At 70.5% G+C, this 17,546-nt stretch carries 19 protein-coding genes; 9 read left to right on the top strand and 10 right to left on the bottom strand.

Going from position 1 to position 17,546, the window contains the following annotated elements; translation table 11 throughout:
* Positions 1-480: a VOC family protein gene (locus tag ABD235_RS08570; protein WP_344171752.1), complete on the bottom strand. Its 480-nt coding sequence runs from the start codon at positions 478-480 to the stop codon at positions 1-3.
* Between the two features lie 120 nt (positions 481-600).
* Here ABD235_RS08570 and ABD235_RS08575 point away from each other — a divergent pair, with 120 nt between their 5' ends.
* The 3 genes from ABD235_RS08575 (at position 601) to ABD235_RS08585 (ending at position 3,718) form a co-directional block, all read left to right on the top strand.
* The gene (locus ABD235_RS08575; protein WP_344171754.1) at positions 601-1,683 is read left to right on the top strand and encodes a winged helix DNA-binding domain-containing protein; all 1,083 of its coding nucleotides are present in this window, start codon (positions 601-603) and stop codon (positions 1,681-1,683) included.
* Between the two features lie 42 nt (positions 1,684-1,725).
* On the top strand, positions 1,726-2,733 hold the full coding sequence (locus ABD235_RS08580; RefSeq protein ID WP_344171756.1) for a helix-turn-helix transcriptional regulator: 1,008 nt from the start codon (positions 1,726-1,728) through the stop codon (positions 2,731-2,733).
* Positions 2,734-2,824: 91 nt separating this feature from the next.
* Positions 2,825-3,718: an LppU/SCO3897 family protein gene (locus tag ABD235_RS08585; protein ID WP_344171758.1), complete on the top strand. Its 894-nt coding sequence runs from the start codon at positions 2,825-2,827 to the stop codon at positions 3,716-3,718.
* Between the two features lie 44 nt (positions 3,719-3,762).
* Here ABD235_RS08585 and ABD235_RS08590 read toward each other — a convergent pair whose 3' ends face one another.
* Both ABD235_RS08590 and ABD235_RS08595 read right to left on the bottom strand, forming a co-directional pair.
* Entirely contained in the window at positions 3,763-4,185 is a 423-nt protein-coding gene (locus tag ABD235_RS08590) for a nucleoside deaminase (protein ID WP_344171760.1), read from the bottom strand.
* Entirely contained in the window at positions 4,182-5,024 is an 843-nt protein-coding gene (locus tag ABD235_RS08595) for an LLM class flavin-dependent oxidoreductase (RefSeq protein WP_344171762.1), read from the bottom strand. Before ABD235_RS08595 ends, ABD235_RS08590 begins: the two co-directional genes overlap by 4 nt.
* Positions 5,025-5,118: 94 nt before the next feature.
* On the opposite strand from ABD235_RS08595, the gene ABD235_RS08600 reads away from it, so the two are divergent.
* Together ABD235_RS08600 and ABD235_RS08605 are read left to right on the top strand one after the other, a co-directional pair.
* The gene (locus ABD235_RS08600; RefSeq protein WP_344171764.1) at positions 5,119-5,577 is read left to right on the top strand and encodes an Lrp/AsnC family transcriptional regulator; all 459 of its coding nucleotides are present in this window, start codon (positions 5,119-5,121) and stop codon (positions 5,575-5,577) included.
* The gene (locus ABD235_RS08605; RefSeq protein ID WP_344171766.1) at positions 5,574-6,425 is read left to right on the top strand and encodes a hypothetical protein; all 852 of its coding nucleotides are present in this window, start codon (positions 5,574-5,576) and stop codon (positions 6,423-6,425) included. Before ABD235_RS08600 ends, ABD235_RS08605 begins: the two co-directional genes overlap by 4 nt.
* Positions 6,426-6,431: 6 nt before the next feature.
* Here ABD235_RS08605 and ABD235_RS08610 read toward each other — a convergent pair whose 3' ends face one another.
* Together ABD235_RS08610 and ABD235_RS08615 are read right to left on the bottom strand one after the other, a co-directional pair.
* A complete protein-coding gene (locus tag ABD235_RS08610; RefSeq protein WP_344171768.1) occupies positions 6,432-6,908 on the bottom strand; it encodes an OsmC family protein in 477 nt (158 codons plus the stop codon).
* Between the two features lie 75 nt (positions 6,909-6,983).
* Positions 6,984-7,634, bottom strand: coding sequence for an SDR family oxidoreductase (locus ABD235_RS08615; RefSeq protein ID WP_344171770.1), 651 nt, complete (start codon positions 7,632-7,634; stop codon positions 6,984-6,986).
* A gap of 43 nt (positions 7,635-7,677) precedes the next feature.
* Between ABD235_RS08615 and ABD235_RS08620 the strand changes: the two genes are divergently transcribed.
* Positions 7,678-8,472, top strand: a complete 795-nt coding sequence (locus tag ABD235_RS08620) for an alpha/beta fold hydrolase (protein ID WP_344171772.1) — start codon at positions 7,678-7,680, stop codon at positions 8,470-8,472.
* Here the strand turns inward: ABD235_RS08620 and ABD235_RS08625 are convergent.
* Together ABD235_RS08625 and ABD235_RS08630 are read right to left on the bottom strand one after the other, a co-directional pair.
* Entirely contained in the window at positions 8,469-9,584 is a 1,116-nt protein-coding gene (locus ABD235_RS08625; RefSeq protein ID WP_344171774.1) for a MerR family transcriptional regulator, read from the bottom strand. The genes ABD235_RS08620 and ABD235_RS08625 overlap by 4 nt on opposite strands.
* 34 nt (positions 9,585-9,618) lie before the next feature.
* Positions 9,619-9,975 carry a MerR family transcriptional regulator gene (locus tag ABD235_RS08630; protein ID WP_344171776.1) on the bottom strand — a complete coding sequence of 119 codons (357 nt, stop codon included), beginning with the start codon at positions 9,973-9,975 and terminating at the stop codon, positions 9,619-9,621.
* Between the two features lie 52 nt (positions 9,976-10,027).
* Here ABD235_RS08630 and ABD235_RS08635 point away from each other — a divergent pair, with 52 nt between their 5' ends.
* Complete coding sequence (locus ABD235_RS08635; protein ID WP_344171778.1) at positions 10,028-10,810, top strand: aminotransferase class IV family protein; 783 nt, start codon at positions 10,028-10,030, stop codon at positions 10,808-10,810.
* Here the strand turns inward: ABD235_RS08635 and ABD235_RS08640 are convergent.
* On the bottom strand, positions 10,797-12,677 hold the full coding sequence (locus ABD235_RS08640) for a propionyl-CoA synthetase (RefSeq protein ID WP_344171780.1): 1,881 nt from the start codon (positions 12,675-12,677) through the stop codon (positions 10,797-10,799). The two genes, ABD235_RS08635 and ABD235_RS08640, sit on opposite strands and share 14 nt — an antisense overlap.
* 85 nt (positions 12,678-12,762) lie before the next feature.
* Between ABD235_RS08640 and ABD235_RS08645 the strand changes: the two genes are divergently transcribed.
* Positions 12,763-13,683 (top strand): threonine/serine dehydratase, encoded by a 921-nt coding sequence (locus ABD235_RS08645; RefSeq protein ID WP_344171782.1) that lies wholly within the window; start codon positions 12,763-12,765, stop codon positions 13,681-13,683.
* On the opposite strand, the gene ABD235_RS08650 is transcribed toward ABD235_RS08645, so the two are convergent.
* A complete protein-coding gene (locus ABD235_RS08650; protein ID WP_344171784.1) occupies positions 13,676-14,281 on the bottom strand; it encodes a rhomboid family intramembrane serine protease in 606 nt (201 codons plus the stop codon). The genes ABD235_RS08645 and ABD235_RS08650 overlap by 8 nt on opposite strands.
* 295 nt (positions 14,282-14,576) lie before the next feature.
* On the opposite strand from ABD235_RS08650, the gene ABD235_RS08655 reads away from it, so the two are divergent.
* Positions 14,577-15,770, top strand: a complete 1,194-nt coding sequence (locus ABD235_RS08655; protein ID WP_344171786.1) for a Cmx/CmrA family chloramphenicol efflux MFS transporter — start codon at positions 14,577-14,579, stop codon at positions 15,768-15,770.
* Positions 15,771-15,902: 132 nt separating this feature from the next.
* On the opposite strand, the gene ABD235_RS08660 is transcribed toward ABD235_RS08655, so the two are convergent.
* Entirely contained in the window at positions 15,903-17,321 is a 1,419-nt protein-coding gene (locus ABD235_RS08660) for an APC family permease (RefSeq protein WP_344171788.1), read from the bottom strand.
* Positions 17,322-17,546: the final 225 nt, after the last annotated feature.

Consider the following 17,546-nt stretch of genomic DNA (forward strand, 5'->3'; position numbering starts at 1 on the left):
TCAGTCTGGTACGTCGATGCCGATCGCACGCAGATTTTCCCGGCTCTGCTCGTCGTGCGGCCGGGCCGCCGTCATCACCACGCGCGACTTCTCCGGGGTGATCACGGTCAGCTCGAGCGAGTTCCACAGCTTGATCTCCGGGCCGGTCGTGCAGCCCGGTGCCAGCTCCTCGCAGCGCTGCGCGATCTCGTCGATCTGGCTCAGGACGCACGAGAAGCTCGTCGCCATGCCAGGCGCTTCGACCGGCGCGTCCCCCGGCACGAGCAGCACGTCCTGGAACGCCCACCGGCGCAGGTGCGTGACCTGACCCGGCACGCTGAACAGGTCGATGAAGCCGAGCCCGCGGATCCAGAAGTCCTTCGAAGCCTCCAGGTCCTCGGTCGGCACGATGGTGAACATCGGCATCGGGTAGATGGTGCGGTAGATCTCCGGCGCGACGGCGTCGGGGCCGGGCATCGGGACTGGGCTGATGTAGTTCATGCCGACCACGCTCCAGCCTGACGTCGCGTCAGGGTCAAACGGCAAACTCTCCCCACGGCCCGCAGCTCGTGGTGGAATCTGCGGATGACGATGACCGCGCGGGGGTTGAACAGGGCGTCCATGGCGCGGCAGCTGCTGGTGGAGCGGGAGCCCATCGCGGTGCCCGACGCCGTACGGCGGATGGTGGCGGTGCAGGCGCAGCACCCGGCGTCGCCGTACGTCGCGCTGTTCAACCGCGTGGTCGGGTTCGACCCGCACGAGCTGGACGCGGCGTTCGTGGCCGGGGTCGTGGTGAAGGCGACGCTGATGCGGGGCACGCTGCACGCGGTGCACGCCGACGAGCACCTGGACTTCCGCGCCGCGATCATGCCGATGATGGCCGGCGCCCGGTTCGAGGCGGCGTTCAAAGCCGGCGGGCTGACCAGCGCGGAGGCGCACGAGCTGGCGGTGGAGCTGGCGGCGTACGCGTCGGAGCCTCGTAGCGGCGCGGACTTCGAGGCCTGGCTGGACCAGCGGCTCGGGAAGGGCGCGACGGAGTTGTGGTGGGCGATGCGGGCGGTCGCGCCGTTGCTGCACGCGCCGACCGGTGGGCCGTGGTCGTTCGGGCAGCGGCCCGCGTTCGTCGGGGCGCCCGGCGTACCGGTTGAGCCGGAGCGTGGGCTCGAGGTGTACACCCGCCGCTACCTGGAGGGCTTCGGGCCGGCGTCGATCGCCGACATCGCGCAGTTCATCAAGATCCAGCGCGGCCGGGTGAAGACGGCCGTCGCCGCACTCGACCTGGAGGAGCTCGAGGGGCCGGACGGCCAGGTCCTGTACGACGTACCGGGTGGAGCGCGGCCCGACGAGGACCTGCCGGTGCCGCCGCGGCTGATGGCGATGTGGGACAGCGTGCTGCTCGCGTACGACGACCGCGCGCGGGTCGTGCCGGCGGAGTACAAGCAGGTGATCACGCGGACCAACGGCGACGTGCTGCCGACGTTGCTCGTCGACGGGTACGTCGCCGGAGTGTGGCGGCCGGTTGAGGACGGGATCGAGGCGACCGCGTTCCGCAAGCTGCCGGCCGGGGTGTGGAAGGCGCTGAAGGGTGAGGCCCGCGATCTGTTCGCGATGGTCGGAGAGCGCGATCCGCGGGTCTACCGGCGCTACGACCACTGGTGGAAGCACCTTCCCGCGGTCGACACCCGGTTGCTGCCCGCGAAGTAAAGTGCTCAGCCGTTGAGCACTTAGCCTGCGACACTGACAGGTATGCGTGCTGATCGGCTGGTGGCGACCCTGTTGCTGATGCAGGCCCGGGGTCGCGTGACGGCCGCCGAGCTCGCTTCGGAGCTGGAGATCTCCGTCGCGACCGCCCGCCGCGATCTGGAAGCGCTCTCGACCGCCGGGATCCCGGTCTACCCCGAGCGCGGGCGCAACGGCGGCTGGTCGTTGCTCGGCGGATCGCGCACGGACCTGAGCGGTCTGACGGCGACCGAGGCGCAGGCGTTGTTCCTGCTGGTCGGGCCGGCGGCCGCGATCGCGCCCGACGCCAAGGCCGCGCTGAGAAAGCTGGTACGCGCTCTCCCGGAGACCTTCCGCAGCGACGCGGAGGCGGCGGCCGAGGCGGTGGTGATCGATCCCGCCGGATGGGGCGAGAACGACAAGGCCCGGCCGGTGCTGGTCAACGACCTGCAGCATGCCGTCGTACGGCGGCTGAAGGTCCAGCTCGTGTACGGCGGCCGCCGGGGCGCCGCGCCAACGGAGCGGCTGGTGTCGCCACTGGGGCTGATCGACAAGGACGACGTCTGGTACCTGATCGCGGGGACGGACAAGGGGCAGCGCACGTTCCGCGTCGATCGGGTGCTGGAGGCAACGGTCACTGCCGAGCCGGCCGAGCGGCCCGACGACTTCGACCTGTCGTCGGCGTGGGCGAAGGTGGTCGAGGAGATGGAGCTCAACCGGTCGCTCCTCGCGGCGACGGTGCGGGTGCAGGAACGGCACCTGTGGGTGATGCAGGACCGGCTCGGGCGGCACTGCGAGGTGCTCGGTCCTCCCGAGGACGGCTGGGTGCGGACGCGGATCACCGCGCCGACGCCGTTGATGATCGCGCAGCACCTGGCCGGCTGGGGCGGGTCGATCGAGGTGCTGGAGCCGCCGTCGGTGCAGGCCGAGCTGGCCCGGCTCGGCGCGGAGCTGGTGAGCCGGTACGACGGCCGAGCGGACACGGCTCGGAGCGAGACGGTCACCGGCCGTGGAGCTGGAGAAAAGGTTTCGTAACCGATGGAACCGCCAGGGCGGTGTTGACCGTCAGTGGTGAGTAAGGTCCATCTGTCCCAGAGCTGTTCCGAGCGAGCAACAGGAAGTATTCGTGACCACGACTCCCCCGCAACCGCCCCAGAACCCGTACGCCGGTCAGCCCGGTGGCTACGGTCCGCCGCAGGAGCAGTTCCCGAACTACGCCGGCCAGCCCCAGCCGGGTCAGCCGCAGCCGGGCGCCGTCCCGCCGGGTCAGCCGATGCCGGGTCAGTTCACGGGCCAGCCGCACGAGTACCAGGGGCCGCCGCCGCACCAGGCGCCGTACGGACAGCCTCAGTTCGATCAGAACCAGCAGTTCGCAGCGCCGCAGTACCAGCCGCAGATGCCTCCTGCCGGAGCCCTGCAGTGCCGCTTCTGCGGTGCCGTCCCCGCGGTGCAGGCGACCGTGCGCGGGCACATGGGTCTCATCATCCTGATGCGCTTCCTCAAGCTCGAAGGCCCGTTCTGCAAGACCTGCGGGACCGCGAGCGTGCGCGACATGACCGCGAAGAGCCTGTGGCAGGGCTGGTGGGGTATCGGCTCGGCGATCGTCAACCCGTTCACGATGCTGTCGAACATCGGCCCGTGGAAGAAGTTCCAGGAGCTGCCCGAGCCGATGCCGGGGGCTCCCGGCCGTCCGATGAACCCGGGCAAGCCGCTGTTCAAGCGGCCGGAGATCCTCGGTCTGCTGCTGCCGGTCCTGGTGATCGCCGCGATCGTGATCGGCAACCTGACCACCACCACGTCGTCCGAGGCGAAGGCCGGCGACTGCGTGCAGAACGCGGGCACGGCCGCCGACCCGGACGTGAAGGTCGTCGACTGCAGCTCGGCCGAGGCGGAGTACAAGGTGCTCGGCCGGGTCAGCTCGTCGGTGTCCAGAACCTGCGACCTGTACCAGGACGCGACGGTGACCTACACCGAGAAGCGCGGCTCGACCGGCTACACGCTCTGCCTCGGGCCCAAGTGACCTGACAGTGGGGTCCGGTTCGACAGCCGGACCCCACGGGGTTTTCAGGTGTTGTAGTACTCCGCCGCGACCGCGGCCGCCTCGTCCGGCAGCAGCGGCCCCTCCGCGGGGACCGGCAGGAACCCGCCGCCGGGCTTGAGTGCGTTCACCTGCTCGCCGCTCATCGCGTACACCACGCGGCCGAGCCCGGAGCGTTCGAGCGCACCGCCGCACATCCCGCACGGCTGGCAGCTCGTGTACATCGTCGTCGCCGCGGCGGCCTCCGGGGTGAGGTTCCGCGAGGCCCACAGCGCGAGCTTCAGCTCGGGGTGGGCGGTGATGTCCTGGTCGGTGATCGAGGTGTTGTGGTCCTCGGCCAGGACGTTGCCGTCGGCATCGGCCAGCAGCGAGCCGAACGGCGGGTTGCCGCTCTCGATCGCGGCCGCGGAGAGCGCGATCGCGCGTCGCAGGAGTTCTTCGGTGGTCACTGTTTCTCCATTCCTGCCCGGACGGTCGCCAGGGCCTGCCAGGCGATCTCGGGGTGTTCGGTCTCGGCAGGATCGCCGACGAAGGGGTCCAGGACGACGGTGTGGGCGCCGAGCAGCCGCAGCTCGTCGAGATCGCGGCGGATCTGGCCGATCGAGCCCTCACCGGCCAGGCGGGTCTCGTCGGGCCGCGGGGTGCCGGTCAGGTTCAGCACGATCCTCGGCGCGAAGCCGGGGTCGGGCTTGCCGAGCTCGTCGGCCGTCGCCCGCAGCCGGGCGGCACCGTCGCGGTACCAGCCCATCGACTGGCGCAGCGGGTGCCAGGACGCGCCGTACCGGATCGCGCGACGCAGGCCGGCGTCCGTCGTACCGCCGACCCAGATCGGGATGTCGTTGCTGCCGTAGTCGTCGGTGTCCTGCCAGGCGGTGGTGAGAGTGTCGAGCAGTTCGTCGGTCTCGCGCCCGCGGCGCCGGACGTCGAGGCCGAGAGCCGCGAACTCCTGGGCCGCCCAGCCCACGCCGACACCGAGCACCAGTCGGCCGCCGCTGAGCTGATGGAGGTTCGCCGCCATCCGTGCCACGAGCAGCGGGTGCCGGTACGGCGCGATCAGCACGGTCGTGCCGAGTTTGATCGTGCCGGTCTGCCCGGCCAGCCAGGACAGCAGCGTGAACGGCTCGTAGAACGGCGCCGGGTACTGGTCGGCGACGTCGGGGGTGATCGCGACGTGGTCGGACGTCAGCAGCAGGTCGTAGCCGAGCCCTTCGACGGTCCGGGCCCACGCGAGCAGCCGGTCCGGGGTCGCGCCGGGGCCGAAGTTGGGGACGTTCACACCGAGTTGCATGCCGGCCAGGCTATCCAGGGCAAGGGGTACTTCTGAACGGATTCCTCCCGGAAAAGCGGCTGCTCCGCCGTGGATCCGCCGGTATGTTGGCGCGATGACCGTGGATCTCGACGCGACCGACTGGGCCATCCTCGGCGAGCTGCAGCAGGACGGGCGGATGCCGCTGACCGAGCTGGGCCGGCGGGTGAACCTGAGCGCGTCGGCGACGACCGAGCGAGTCAAGCGGCTGGAGTCGACGGGCGTGATCAGCGGGTACGGCGCGAGGGTCGACCTGCCGAAGACCGGGTACGCCGTACTGGCGGTGATCCGGCTGAAGTACCCCGGCAACAAGCACGCGCCGCTGCACCAGCTGCTGAAGGAGCGCAACGAGATCCTGGAGTGCCTGCGGACCACCGGTGACGACTGCTACCTGCTGAAGGTCGCGGCCGGGTCGATGGCGCATCTGGAGCAGCTGGTGAACGAGCTCACCGAGTTCGGCTCGACGACCACGAACCTGGTGTACACCGAGACCCAGCCGTACCGCGGACCGATCCATCCACCGGAGTTGTCGTGATCGAGGTCGCGGGGATCGCGCTCTCCGACGAGTTGCTGCACCGCTGGGTGGAGTGGTTGGCGCCCGAGCGTCAGCCGTTCTACGTGACGGCGCGGCAGGCGGCGGAGTGGGAGCTGCCGTTGTCCGACGAGGAGCCGGATCGGCAGCTGCGCGACACGTACCTGTCGTACGCCGTCGACGGGCGGCTGCGGTGCTCGTGGTTGTCGGAGAGCGCGTTCTCGGCGTACCCGAAGAAGGTGCGTGCGGGGTTGGTGCGCGCCCAAGTCGTGCACGAGCGCGGGGCGGTGCCGACGGTACGGGCTTGGCGTGGCGTGCTGGGGGACGAGATCCGCGGGCAGGCGGACGGGCATCGGTTCGTGTGGTGGAAGTCGTTGCTGCGTCATCCGGTCGACGTGCTGCCGCGGCTGGTGGGCGAGGACCTTGGCGTGAGCCGGCATCGCGAGGTGCCCGCGCGGGTGTGGCGTGGGGCGGAGGAGCTGCTCCCCCGGGCTCAGGAGCTGGCCGGGACGTTCCCGGACGGCAGCGGGCCGAACTGCTTCGGCACGGTGATGGCCGCGGCCGGGATCGAGGGCGCTGAGTCGGAGTGGATGCAGCGCGAACCGTTCGACCGCTGGCTCGACGCGTCGGCCACCCGGGGCGGGCGTGACGGCGTACCGGGCACTGTGCTGGTGTGGCGAGCCGCCGACCGAGCGGTGCAGCACGCGGCGGTCACCCTGGGGTCAGGCTGGGTCCTCCACAAGCCGTCCCAGTCCTGGATGACGCCGCGAAAGGTCCGCACGGTGGCTGAGGTCCTCCGCGCCACCCGGACAGCCGGCTGGCACCTGCAACGCCACACGATGCACCACTGACTAACTTCAGTCGGAGGACGGTTCAGCACCTGGGGTGATTGTCAGTTCGCCGTTGTTCAGGTCGACGGCGATCGGGGTGCCGAGCTCGACGGTGCGGCTGACGGTGCAGAGGCGGTCGTGGGACATCTTCACTGCGCGGGAGAGCGCGCCGCGGGCCTTGTCGCCGTCGTCGCCGTCGGGGAAGGTGATGGTGAACTCGACCTTGAGGTTCTCGAGCCGGTTGCCCTCCTCGGCGTCGCGGATCTTGTCGCCGCTGACCACCGCGCTGAACTCGGTCGGCTCGGCGCGCCGGCTGGTGACCACGTCGACGTCGATCGCCGAGCAGGCGCCGATCGCGGCGAGCAGCAGCTCGACCGGAGTGAAGTCGGTGTCGTCGGGTCCGCCCGAACCGACCGACAAGGTGCCGCCGCGCTTGTTGTGCACGACGTACTTGCTGTTCTGAGTCCGCTCGAAGTGGATCGAACGGAGCGTGTCGTCGCCCATTCCAGACAGTCGCAATCTGTTGCCGTTGGCAACGTCAGAGGCGGGCCGGCGGCGGGGGTACCGCCGGCGGCAGGTTCAGAGTTGACGCAGCGCGTCGGCGACGGAGGTCTCGCCGGCGATCAGTTCCAGGGTCCGGCCGATCGCGGCCGGGGTCTCGCAGAGGCCGGCCAGCACGGCGGCCACGTCGTCGCGGGTGACCTTGCCGTTGCCGGTGTGGTCCGCGAGCTGCACGCGATCCGTCCCGGGGTCGTCGGTCAGGTGCCCGGGACGCAGGATCGTCCAGTCGAGATCGCGCGCCCGCAGGTCGTCCTCGGCGGCGAGCTTGGCCTTCAGGTAGATGGTGAACCCGTCGTCGGGGTCCAGGTCGGCGATCTTGTCGACGCCCATCGACCCGACCTGCACGTGCCGCCGTACGCCGGCCCGCTCGGAGGCCTCGGCGAACAGCGCGGCCGCGCCGCGGTCGACGGTGTCCTTGCGCGCGTTGCCGCTGCCCGCTCCGGCGCCGGCCGAGAAGATCGCGACGTCCGCGCCGCTGAGCACCTTCGCGACGGCGTCCACGTCGGCCTGCTCGAGGTCCAGCAGCGCGATCTCGCCGCCGGCCGCGGCGACGTCCGCCTCGTGCGCCGGATTGCGGACCAGGCCGACGACCTGGTGCCCGCCACCGGCGAGGAGCTTGGTCAAGCGCAACGCGATCTGTCCGTGTCCACCCGCTATCACGACTCGCATACCTCGAGCCTAACCCTTCACCCCAGCAGGGCAGACTGCTGCCATGTTCGCGAACGCTGTCGACGGGTGCCGGATCGCGTACCAGGTGCAGGAAGGCGCCTCCGGCAACGGACCGGCGGTGCTGCTGCTCGCCGGGCAGTCGAACAACCACCACTGGTGGGACCCGGTCCGCGCGGACTTCGGGACGACTGTCACCTTCGACTACCGCGGTACCGGCCAGAGCGACAAGCCGGACGAGGTCTACAGCACGCCGGGCTTCGCGGAGGACGCGGTCGCCGTACTGGACGAGCTCGGGCTGGATCGGGTCGACGTGTACGGGACCTCGATGGGCGGCCGGACCGCGCAGTGGCTGGCCATCCTGCATCCGGAACGCGTGCGCGGACTGGTGCTGGGCCGTACGTCGCCAGGCCGGTCGCACGGGTTCGAGCGCAGTCAGGAGATCCGGAGAGCGCTCTCGGTCCGGGATCAGGCGGAGCGGGACGCCGTGCTGATCGACCTCATGTACACGCCGGACTGGGTCGCCCAGAACCCTGGGCCCTATCCGGTCCTCGGCGACACGTCCATGCCGGCGTACGCGAAAGGCCGGCACCTGGTCGCCAGCAACAACCACGACGCCTGGGACGGCCTGGACACGATCCAGGCGCCGACGCTGATCCTGCACGGCACCGACGACGTCTTCAGCCCGGCGGCCAACGCGCAGGTCCTCGCCGACCGCATCCCGAACGCGCGGGCCGAGCTGCTCCCGGGCGCTCGGCACGCGTACTTCCACGAGTTCCGCCGTACGGCGAGCCCGCTGGTCACCGACTTCCTCGCCGGGCTCCGAACGACGCAGCTCTAGGCGACCAGCAGCCGGAGGCCGAGCTCGGCGGCCTCGAGCGCGACCAGTTCGCTGTTGCGCTCGGCCCACCGCCCCGAGGACAAGTCCGCGCGGAGACCGTCGACGGCGCGCTGCTCGGCCTCCGGCCCGACCCGGGTCCAGACCGACACCGCCCGGCGTACGCGCTCGTCCAGATACGCCTCCGGCCGGCGCCAGTACGCCTCGAAGAAGCCGTCGGCGCAGTCCCACGGGATCAGCACCGGCTCCATCCGGGCGCCGATCGCGCTGGTGAGCTGATCCACCGAAGGCCGCCCGGCGACCAGACCGCCGACCTCGGGCAGGTAGTCGCGCGTGAGCCAGAACCGATGACGCCACCCGGGATCGCTCGCGTCGTGCGTGAACACCACGACCCGCCGCGCGACTCGGCGCATCTCCCGCAGCCCGGCGATCGGGTCGTGCCAGTGATGCAGCGTGCTGACCGCCATCGCGGCGTCGAACGACTGGTCCTCGAACGGCAGGCTCTCCGCGCTCGCGTCGAGGCAGCGTGCCGCGCCGGCGGGACGCTGCGCCCGCATCACCGCCGACGGCTCGACCGCGGTCACCTCACGGTCCGTCGGCTCGTACGAGCCCGAGCCCGCGCCGACGTTCAGCACCGTCCGGGCGTCGCCGAGCGCGGCCCAGATCGTCGCGGCGATCCGGGGATCGGTACGCCGGGTCGCGGGGTACGCCGACCCGATCGCCTCGTACAACTGCGCTCCGAACACCTGGAGCTGTGCCTCCGGCGTCGCCTTGATCCCCATCGCCCGCTCCTTCAGTTCGGTGTCGATCGCCGTCACCAGCGCCGCGGCCCGGTCGCGCTGCTCCAGCAACAGCGCGTGCAGCCGGTGCAGATGAGCGACCGCGTCCATGGACGGGTCGTTCACCACGTCCGCGATCTCGCGCAGCCCGATGCCCAGGCGCCGGTAGACGAGCACCTCGCGCAGCCGCTCGACGTCGCTCGCCGAGTAGGCCCGGTAGCCGGCCGCGGTCCGCGCGGACGGCCGGACGAGGCCGATCTCGTCGTAGTGGTGCAGCGTGCGGACGCTCACACCGGCCAGCTCGGCTACGCGTCCCACCGTGAGGTGATCGTCCATGGCAGCGACTATGCGGCCTGACGTCACGTGAGGGTCAAGAGGACTGCCCGAGGTAGGCGGCGAGGGTGTCGCGGGTGCGTTGCAGGCCGTCGAGCCGGCGGTCCACGGTGGCGAGCTCGTGGTCGAGCAGGTCGCGCAGGCTCTGGCACCAGTCGAAGACCGTCTCGTTGTCGCGGATCTCGCGGGTGCAGGGCAGCACGTGCTTGATCACCTCGGTGGTCAGGCCGGCGTCGAGCAGGATGCGGATCTTGCGGACGGTGAGCACGGAGTCGTCGGCGTACCGGCGGTAGCCGTTCGGGCCGCGGTCGGCGGTGAGCAGACCCTGCGCCTCGTAGTACCGGAGCAGGCGCGGGTTCACCCCGGTGCGTTGCGCGAGCTCACCGATCTGCACCTGGCGTTCCTTTCTTGACCTTGCAACCAGTGTCAACGTTTAGCGTCGCGGTATGACTTCGTACGTCGTCCACCGTAACGGCCGACCGGCCGGCGATCTCGCGCCGCTCGCCTTCGCCGGGTATGCCCACTTCACCGCGATGCAGGTCCGCGGCCGGCTGGTCCGTGGCCTCGACCTCCACCTCGATCGGCTCCGGAAGGCCTCGCTGGAGCTGTACGGGAACGCGCTCCCCGACGATCTCGTCCGCGATCACCTGCGGACGGCGGTCGAGGCCGGGCCGGAGGACGTGTCGCTGACGGCGACCGTCTTCTCCCCCGCCGGTGAGTTCACTGCCGCGAGCGCGAAGCTGGAACTGCTCGTCAGGACCGGGCCCCCGTCGTCCGGTCCCGCCGGGCCACTGGCGCTGACCACCTTCGAGCACGAGCGCTTCCTGCCGGCGCTGAAGCACGTCGGCGAGCCGGCCAAGACGTACGCCCTGCGCCAGGCGATCGCGGCCGGGTACGACGACGCCGCCTTCACCAACCGGCAGGGTCACCTCACCGAAGGCACGATCTGGAACCTGGCCTTCTGGGACGGCACCAGCGTCGTCTGGCCACAGGCCGAGATCCTGACCGGTACGACGATGGGGATCGTCCGCCGACACTTGGAGGTCCCGCAGCGCACCACCGAGATCATTCCCGCAAACCTGTCCACGTTCACTGGTGCCGTGGTCATGAACTCGTGGACCCCAGGAGTCCCCGTCAGCCGCATCGGCTCGGTCGAGTTCTCGGAAGCACCCGAGTTCCTCGACCTGCTGCACCAGGCCTACAAGGCCGAGCCGCTCACGGCGTTCTGAGGATCGGCCGCAGAGCCTCGATCACCGTGGCGTCCTCGATCGTAGAAGGGATCGCGTCCGGCCGGCCGTCGGCGATGTTGCGCATGGTCTTGCGCAGGATCTTCCCCGACCGCGTCTTCGGCAGCGCGTCGACGATCGAGACGTCACGGAAGGCGGCGACCGGGCCGATCTCACGCCGTACGGCGGCCACCAGCTCCTCGCGCAACACGTCCTCGGTGATCTCGGCGCCGGACTTGAGCACGACCAGGCCGCGCGGGAGCTGCCCCTTCAGCGCGTCGTGCACGCCGATCACCGCGCACTCGGCGACGGCCGGATGCGCGGCGAGGACGGCTTCCATGCTGCCCGTCGACAGCCGGTGGCCCGCGACGTTGATGACGTCGTCGGTCCGGCCCATCACGAACACGTAGCCGTCCGCGTCGATGTAGCCGGAGTCGCCGGTCAGGTAGAAGCCGTCGTACGTGCTCAGGTAGTTGTCGATGTAGCGCGCGTCGTCGCCCCACAACGTCGGGAGCGCACCCGGCGGCAGCGGCAGCTTGATCGCGATCGAACCCTCCTCACCGGCCGGCATCCGCGAGCCGTCCGCGTCGAGGATCCGCACGTCCCACCCGGGCAGCGGCACGGTCGCCGACCCCGGCTTGGCCGGCATCGCCTCGAGCCCGCGTGGGTTCGCGACGATCGGCCAGCCGGTCTCGGTCTGCCACCAGTGATCGACGACCGGTACGCCGAGCCGCTCGTAGGCCCAGTGGTACGTCTCCGGGTCGAGCCGCTCACCGGCCAGGTACAGGCTGCGGAAGCTGCGACTCAGGTTGTACCGGGCCAGCTCGTCGCCTTTCGGGTCGACCTTCTTGATCGCTCGGAGCGCGGTCGGCGCGGTGAAGAGCGCTTTCGCGTGGTGCTGCGAGATCACCCGCCAGAACGCGCCGGCGTCCGGCGTACCGACCGGCTTGCCCTCGTACAGGATCGTGGTCGCGCCGATCAGCAGGGGCGCGTAGACGATGTACGAGTGGCCGACGACCCAGCCGACGTCGGAGGCGGTCCACCAGACGTCGCCCGGCCCGATGTCGTACACCGCGCGCATCGACCAGGCCAGGGCGACCGCGTGGCCGCCGTTGTCGCGGACGACGCCCTTTGGCTTGCCCGTCGTACCGGAGGTGTAGAGCACGTAGAGCGGATCCGTCGCGGCGACCGGGACCGGGTCGGCGGGTGCGGCGCCGGCGACGAGCGTGGTCCAGTCGAGATCGCGCTCTCCGAGTTTCGCGGGCGCGATCTCCCGCTGGACGACGACGGTCCGCTCCGGCTGGTGGGCCGACAGAGAGAGCGCTTCATCGATAATCGGCAGGTACTCGACGACGCGGTTCGGCTCGATCCCGCAGGACGCGGCGACGATCACCTTCGGCGTCGCGTCGTCGATCCGGGCCGCCAGTTCGCGCGGCGCGAAGCCGCCGAACACGACCGAGTGGACCGCGCCGAGCCGGGCGCAGGCCAGCATCGTGATGACGGCCTCGGGGATCATCGGCAGGTACACGATCACCCGGTCGCCCTGGCCGACGCCCAGCGACCGCAGGGCCCCGGCGAAGGTGGCGACCTCGTCGCGCAGCTCGGCGTACGTGTACGTGCGTTTCGTGCCGGTGACCGGGGAGTCGTAGATCAGCGCGGTGCGCTCGCCGTGGCCGGCTTCGACGTGCCGGTCCAGGGCGTTGTACGACGTGTTCAGCTCACCGTCAGGAAACCACCGGTAGATCGGCGCGGCCGAGTCGTCGAGCGCGCGCGTCGGCGGCCGCGTCCAGCTGATCGCCGTGGCGGCCTCCAGCCAGAACCCTTCCGGATCCGTCAGGCTGTGGCGGTAGCTCTCGTCGTACGCACCCATCGTGCCTCCCAGGAGTCATTCGCAGTCTTACCCATCGGTGCGGGCGGCAACAGCCCCCTCGGCCGGCGCGTGGTTAGGTGGAGACGTGACAGTGACGCGTGAGCAGGTCGAGCAGGCAGCGGTCCGGATCGACGGGCGAGTACGCCGTACGCCGGTGCTGCGGGTGTCGGAGACGGTGACGTTCAAGCTGGAGCTGCTGCAGCACGTCGGGTCGTTCAAGCCGCGCGGCATGTTCAACCGGCTGCTCGCGGCGAAGGAGGACGGATCGCTGACCGGCGTCGGCGCGGTCACCGCCTCGGGCGGGAACGCCGGCCTCGCGGTCGCGTACGCGGCGCGGGAGCTGGGAGTGCCGGCACGGATCTTCGTCCCGGAGAGCGCTCCCGCCGCGAAGGTCGCGCGGCTGAAGACGCTCGACGCGGACGTCGTGCAGGTCGGGTCCGAGTACGCCGAGGCGTACGCGGCAGCGGTCGTGGCCGCCGAGGAGTCGGGGGCGTTGTTCGCGCACGCCTACGACCAGCCGGAGGTCGTCGCCGGGCAGGGGACGCTCGGGCTGGAGCTGCTCGAGCAGCTCGACGGGTTCGACACGGTGTTCGTAGCCGTGGGCGGTGGCGGGTTGGTCGCGGGGATCGCGACCGCGATCGGCGATCGGGCACAGGTCGTCGGCGTCGAGCCCGAGCGGGCGCCGACGCTCGCCCGGGCGCTCGAGGCCGGGCAGCCGGTCGACGTACAGGTCGGCGGTGTCGCCGCGGACTCCCTCGGAGCCCGGCGCATCGGTGAGATCGCCTTCGAGGTCGCCACGCACGAGCACATCAAGTCGGTCCTGGTCGACGAGGACGCGATCGTCGCGGCGCGGCAGGAGCTCTGGCGCGAGTACCGCCTGGCGACCGAGCACGGCGCCGCGACGGCGTACGCCGCGCTGACCTCGGGCGCCTACCAGCCCGCGGCCGACGAGCGGATCGTCGTTGTCGTCTGTGGAGCGAACACAGATCTGGGGACGCTCAGCTGACCTTACGCTTGTCGTCGGTCAGGAACCAGGCAGCAAGTACGCCGGCCACCGCGCCGAACAGATGCCCCTGCCAGGAGATGCCGTCCTGCGGGAGCAGGCCACCCAGCAGAGCGCTCCCCCAGACGAGCACGACGACCACACCGATCAGCACCTGGCCGATGCGCCGGTTGAAGATGCCCCGGGCGATCAGGTACGCGGCGTACCCGAAGACGACGCCGCTGGCGCCGATCGTGATCGTGTGCGGCGGTGAGATCAGCCAGGTCCCGATCCCGCCGATCACCGTGACGATCGCGGTGACCGACAGCAGCCGGACCGCGCCGGAGATCGCGATCAGCGCGCCCAGCGTGAGCAGCGGCAGCGTGTTGGAGATCAGGTGGCCGAAGCCCAGGTGCAGGAACGGCGCGGTAACGACGCCGATCAGGCCCTCGGGGTCGCGGGCGACGATGCCGTACTGGTCCAGTGCGCCGTGCAGCGCGGTGTCGACGAGCTCGCTGACCCACATCAGGCCGACGAGCACGACGAGCAGCTTGATCCCGCCGCCGATCCGGGCGGCCTCGACGGCTGGCTTCGGCCGCCGCGCTGGACTCAGGTAACTCATGCACCAACCATGCCCGATCCGGCCAAACCCCACCCGGCGACCCCGCGTTTCTTCCTGGGCACCGGGAGGGAACTGCCGGCGCCACGCGAGAGGGTGCCCGAGCACGACGTAAGCGTTACGTTCGCCACATCGCGGACGGCAGGGCGCGGGATGTGCCGAATGTGTGTCACTATGTGCAACTCGTAGGTCGCTGTGTGCGATGGGGTGGGGGCCTGAAGTCAGTCGCACCGCTGTGTGCTGTCCCCCGACCGTTCGCCGGGCCCGTCCGCCCGGAACGTCCAGGAGGAGGACCGCTGTGCCGTTGGCCGTCTATATCATCGGGCTGGCGATCTTCGCCCAAGGCACGTCGGAGCTGATGCTCGCGGGCCTGCTGCCCGAGATGGCCACCGACCTCGAGGTCTCGATCCCCCAGGCCGGGCTGCTGATCTCGGCCTTCGCCGTCGGCATGCTCGTCGGCGCTCCCGTCCTGGCCGTGGTCACCCTGCGCTGGCCGCGCCGTACGACGCTGCTGGTGTTCCTCGCGATCTTCGCGCTCAGCCACGTCGCCGGCGCCCTGACCCCGAACTACGGCGTCTTGCTCGCGACCCGCATCGTCGGCGCGTTCGTGTACGCCGGGTTCTGGGCGGTCGCCGCCGTCGCCGCGGTCGGGCTGGTTCCGCCCGGCAGCCGCGCGAAGGCGATGAGCGTGGTCACCGGCGGGCTCACCATCGCCACGATCATCGGCCTGCCGGCCGGCACGCTGATCGGTCAGCACCTCGGCTGGCGCGCCGCGTTCTGGGCCGTCGCGCTGATGTCGTCGCTGGCGATGATCGGCGTCGTCCGGACCATTCCCGCCGGCCGGCCCGATCCGGCCTGCACGCCGCGGATCGACGCCGAGTTCCGCGCGATGGCCAACCCGCGGCTGTGGCTGTCGTACGCGACCACCGCGCTGGTCACGGCCGCGATCCTGGTCGTGTTCAGCTACCTCGCTCCCCTGCTCACCGACGACACCGGTCTGCCGGCCGGCGCGATTCCCGGCGTGCTGGCCCTGTACGGCGTGGGCTCGCTGATCGGGATCACGCTGGGTGGCCGGACCGCCGACGCGACGCCGTTCCGGACGCTGCTGGTCGGGATCACGGGCGTGGTCGTGATGTCGGCGGTGCTCGCCGTGCGGGCCGACGTACCGGTGATCGCGATCGGCGCGGTCTTCCTGCTCGGCGGTTTCGGCTTCGCGGTCAACCCGGCGCTCAACGCGCGGGTGTTCAGCCTGGCCGACCAGGCGCCGACGCTGGCGACCGCGGTGAACTTCTCCGCGTTCAACGTCGGGATCACGGTCGGGCCGTGGCTGGGTGGGCGCGCGCTCGACGCCGGCGCCGGCTACCCGTCGCTGGGGTGGATCGCGGTCGGGCTCGGGGTCATTGCTCTGGGCACCGTAGTCCTGGCGGCGCTGCTGCCGCTGCGGTCGATGCGCGCGGAGGCCCGCGTGCGGGCCACGCACCTGCCGAACTGACCGGCCCCGCAGATCGCCGGTCCCCGAGGCCGTAGCGTCCGAAGAAAACGCCAACGTCCGAAGAAGCCGAGGCTATAGGGCTCGGTTCTTCGGACGCTGAGCAGTTGTTCGGACGCTACAGGGTGAGGCGGGTCAGTTGACCGGGCCGCTGGGGTCCAGGTGGGTCGGGTCGAAGTCCGACTTGCGGTGGAACACGTACTTGTTCAGCACCCAGGTGAGCGCCCACAGACCGATGCCGACCACCATCAGCCAGCCGGCGATCTTGTAGTCGTTGCTGGCCCGCCCCGACAACGGGCTGGCCAGATAGACGCACAGGATCACGCCGAGGACCGGCAGCGCGGTCGGCGCCTTGAAGTGCTTGTGCTCGACCGGGTCACGCCGCAGCACCAGGACGGCGACGTTGACGACCGCGAACACGCACAGCAGCAGCAGCGCCGTCGTTCCGCCGAGCGCGGTCAGGTCGGCGTACCCGATCAGGAAGAACGCGAGCAGCGTGGTGAACAGGATCGCCACCCACGGCGTACGGCGCTTGTGCAGCACCCGGCCGAGCGGCCCGGGCAGGACCTTCTCGTGCGACATCCCGTAGAGCAGGCGGCTGGCCATCAGCATGTTGATCAGCGCCGAGTTGGCGACGGCGAACATCGTGATCCAGGCGAACAGCTGCAGCGGGAAGTTCGGCGCGCCGGCCTCGATCACTTTCAGCAGCGGCGTCGAGCCCTTGTTCAGGTCCTCCGGCGAGACCAGCGTGACCGCGGAGATCGCGACCAGCACGTAGATCACGCCGGTCACCGACAGGCCGATCAGCATGATCTTGGGGAAGATCTTGACCGGATCCTTGGTCTCCTCGGCCATGTTCACCGAGTCCTCGAAGCCGACCATCGCGAAGAACGCCAGCGCGGTCGCCGCCGTCACCGCACCGAAGGCGTTGTCACCCTCGGGCGTGTGGAACTCGGTCAGCCGCGACGTGTCACCGTCGCCACCGGCGATCGCCCACGCGCCGACGCCGATCACGATCAGCAGACCGGTCAGCTCGATCAGGGTCAGCACGACGTTCGCCTTGACGCTCTCGCCGACGCCCCGAAGGTTGACCAGGGCAATCAACGCCATGAACGCCAGCGCGGTGATCATCAGCAGCGAGCCGCGGTCGGGGTCGATCTTGACCGCGGAGAAGAAGTTCGCCGCGAACGCCTTCGACGCGCTCGAGGCCGAGGTCAGCCCGGAGCACATCACCGCGAAGGTGAGCAGGAAGGTGAGGAAGTGGATGCCGAACGCCTTGTGCGTGTAGACCGCGGCGCCGCCGGCCTTCGGGTACTTGGTCACCAGCTCGAGGTAACTCGTTGCCGTCAGCATCGCGACGACGAACGCGCACAGGAACGGCAGCCAGACCGCGCCGCCCACCTCGCCCGCCACCTTGCCGGTCAGCGCGTACACCCCGGTGCCGAGGATGTCACCGACCACGAACAGCAGCAGCAGCCCGGGCCCCATCACCCGCTTCAGTTCCGGACGGTCCGGCGCGGCCTCGGTCGTCGCCGCGCTGGTGCTCTCGCTCATCCTGCCTCCCTGGATCGCCGGCTTGCAGTCGACCACAGCCGTGGTGCTTCCCGACAGGCTTCGGCGTGAGCTGAACCGGCCGTCGCCGACGGGTGCATCGTCGACTCATCGTCCCACCGGATCGGCGGACGCGCCTCCGGAACACGCACGCTGCCCGGGAAGAAGTACCTGTTCGGCAAGAGAAGCCGGGCGCGGGGTTGAGGCTTGACCAGGCGTCCCCTGCCC

Source organism: Kribbella lupini, from assembly GCF_039529595.1.
In the GTDB taxonomy this organism is placed as follows: domain Bacteria; phylum Actinomycetota; class Actinomycetes; order Propionibacteriales; family Kribbellaceae; genus Kribbella; species Kribbella lupini.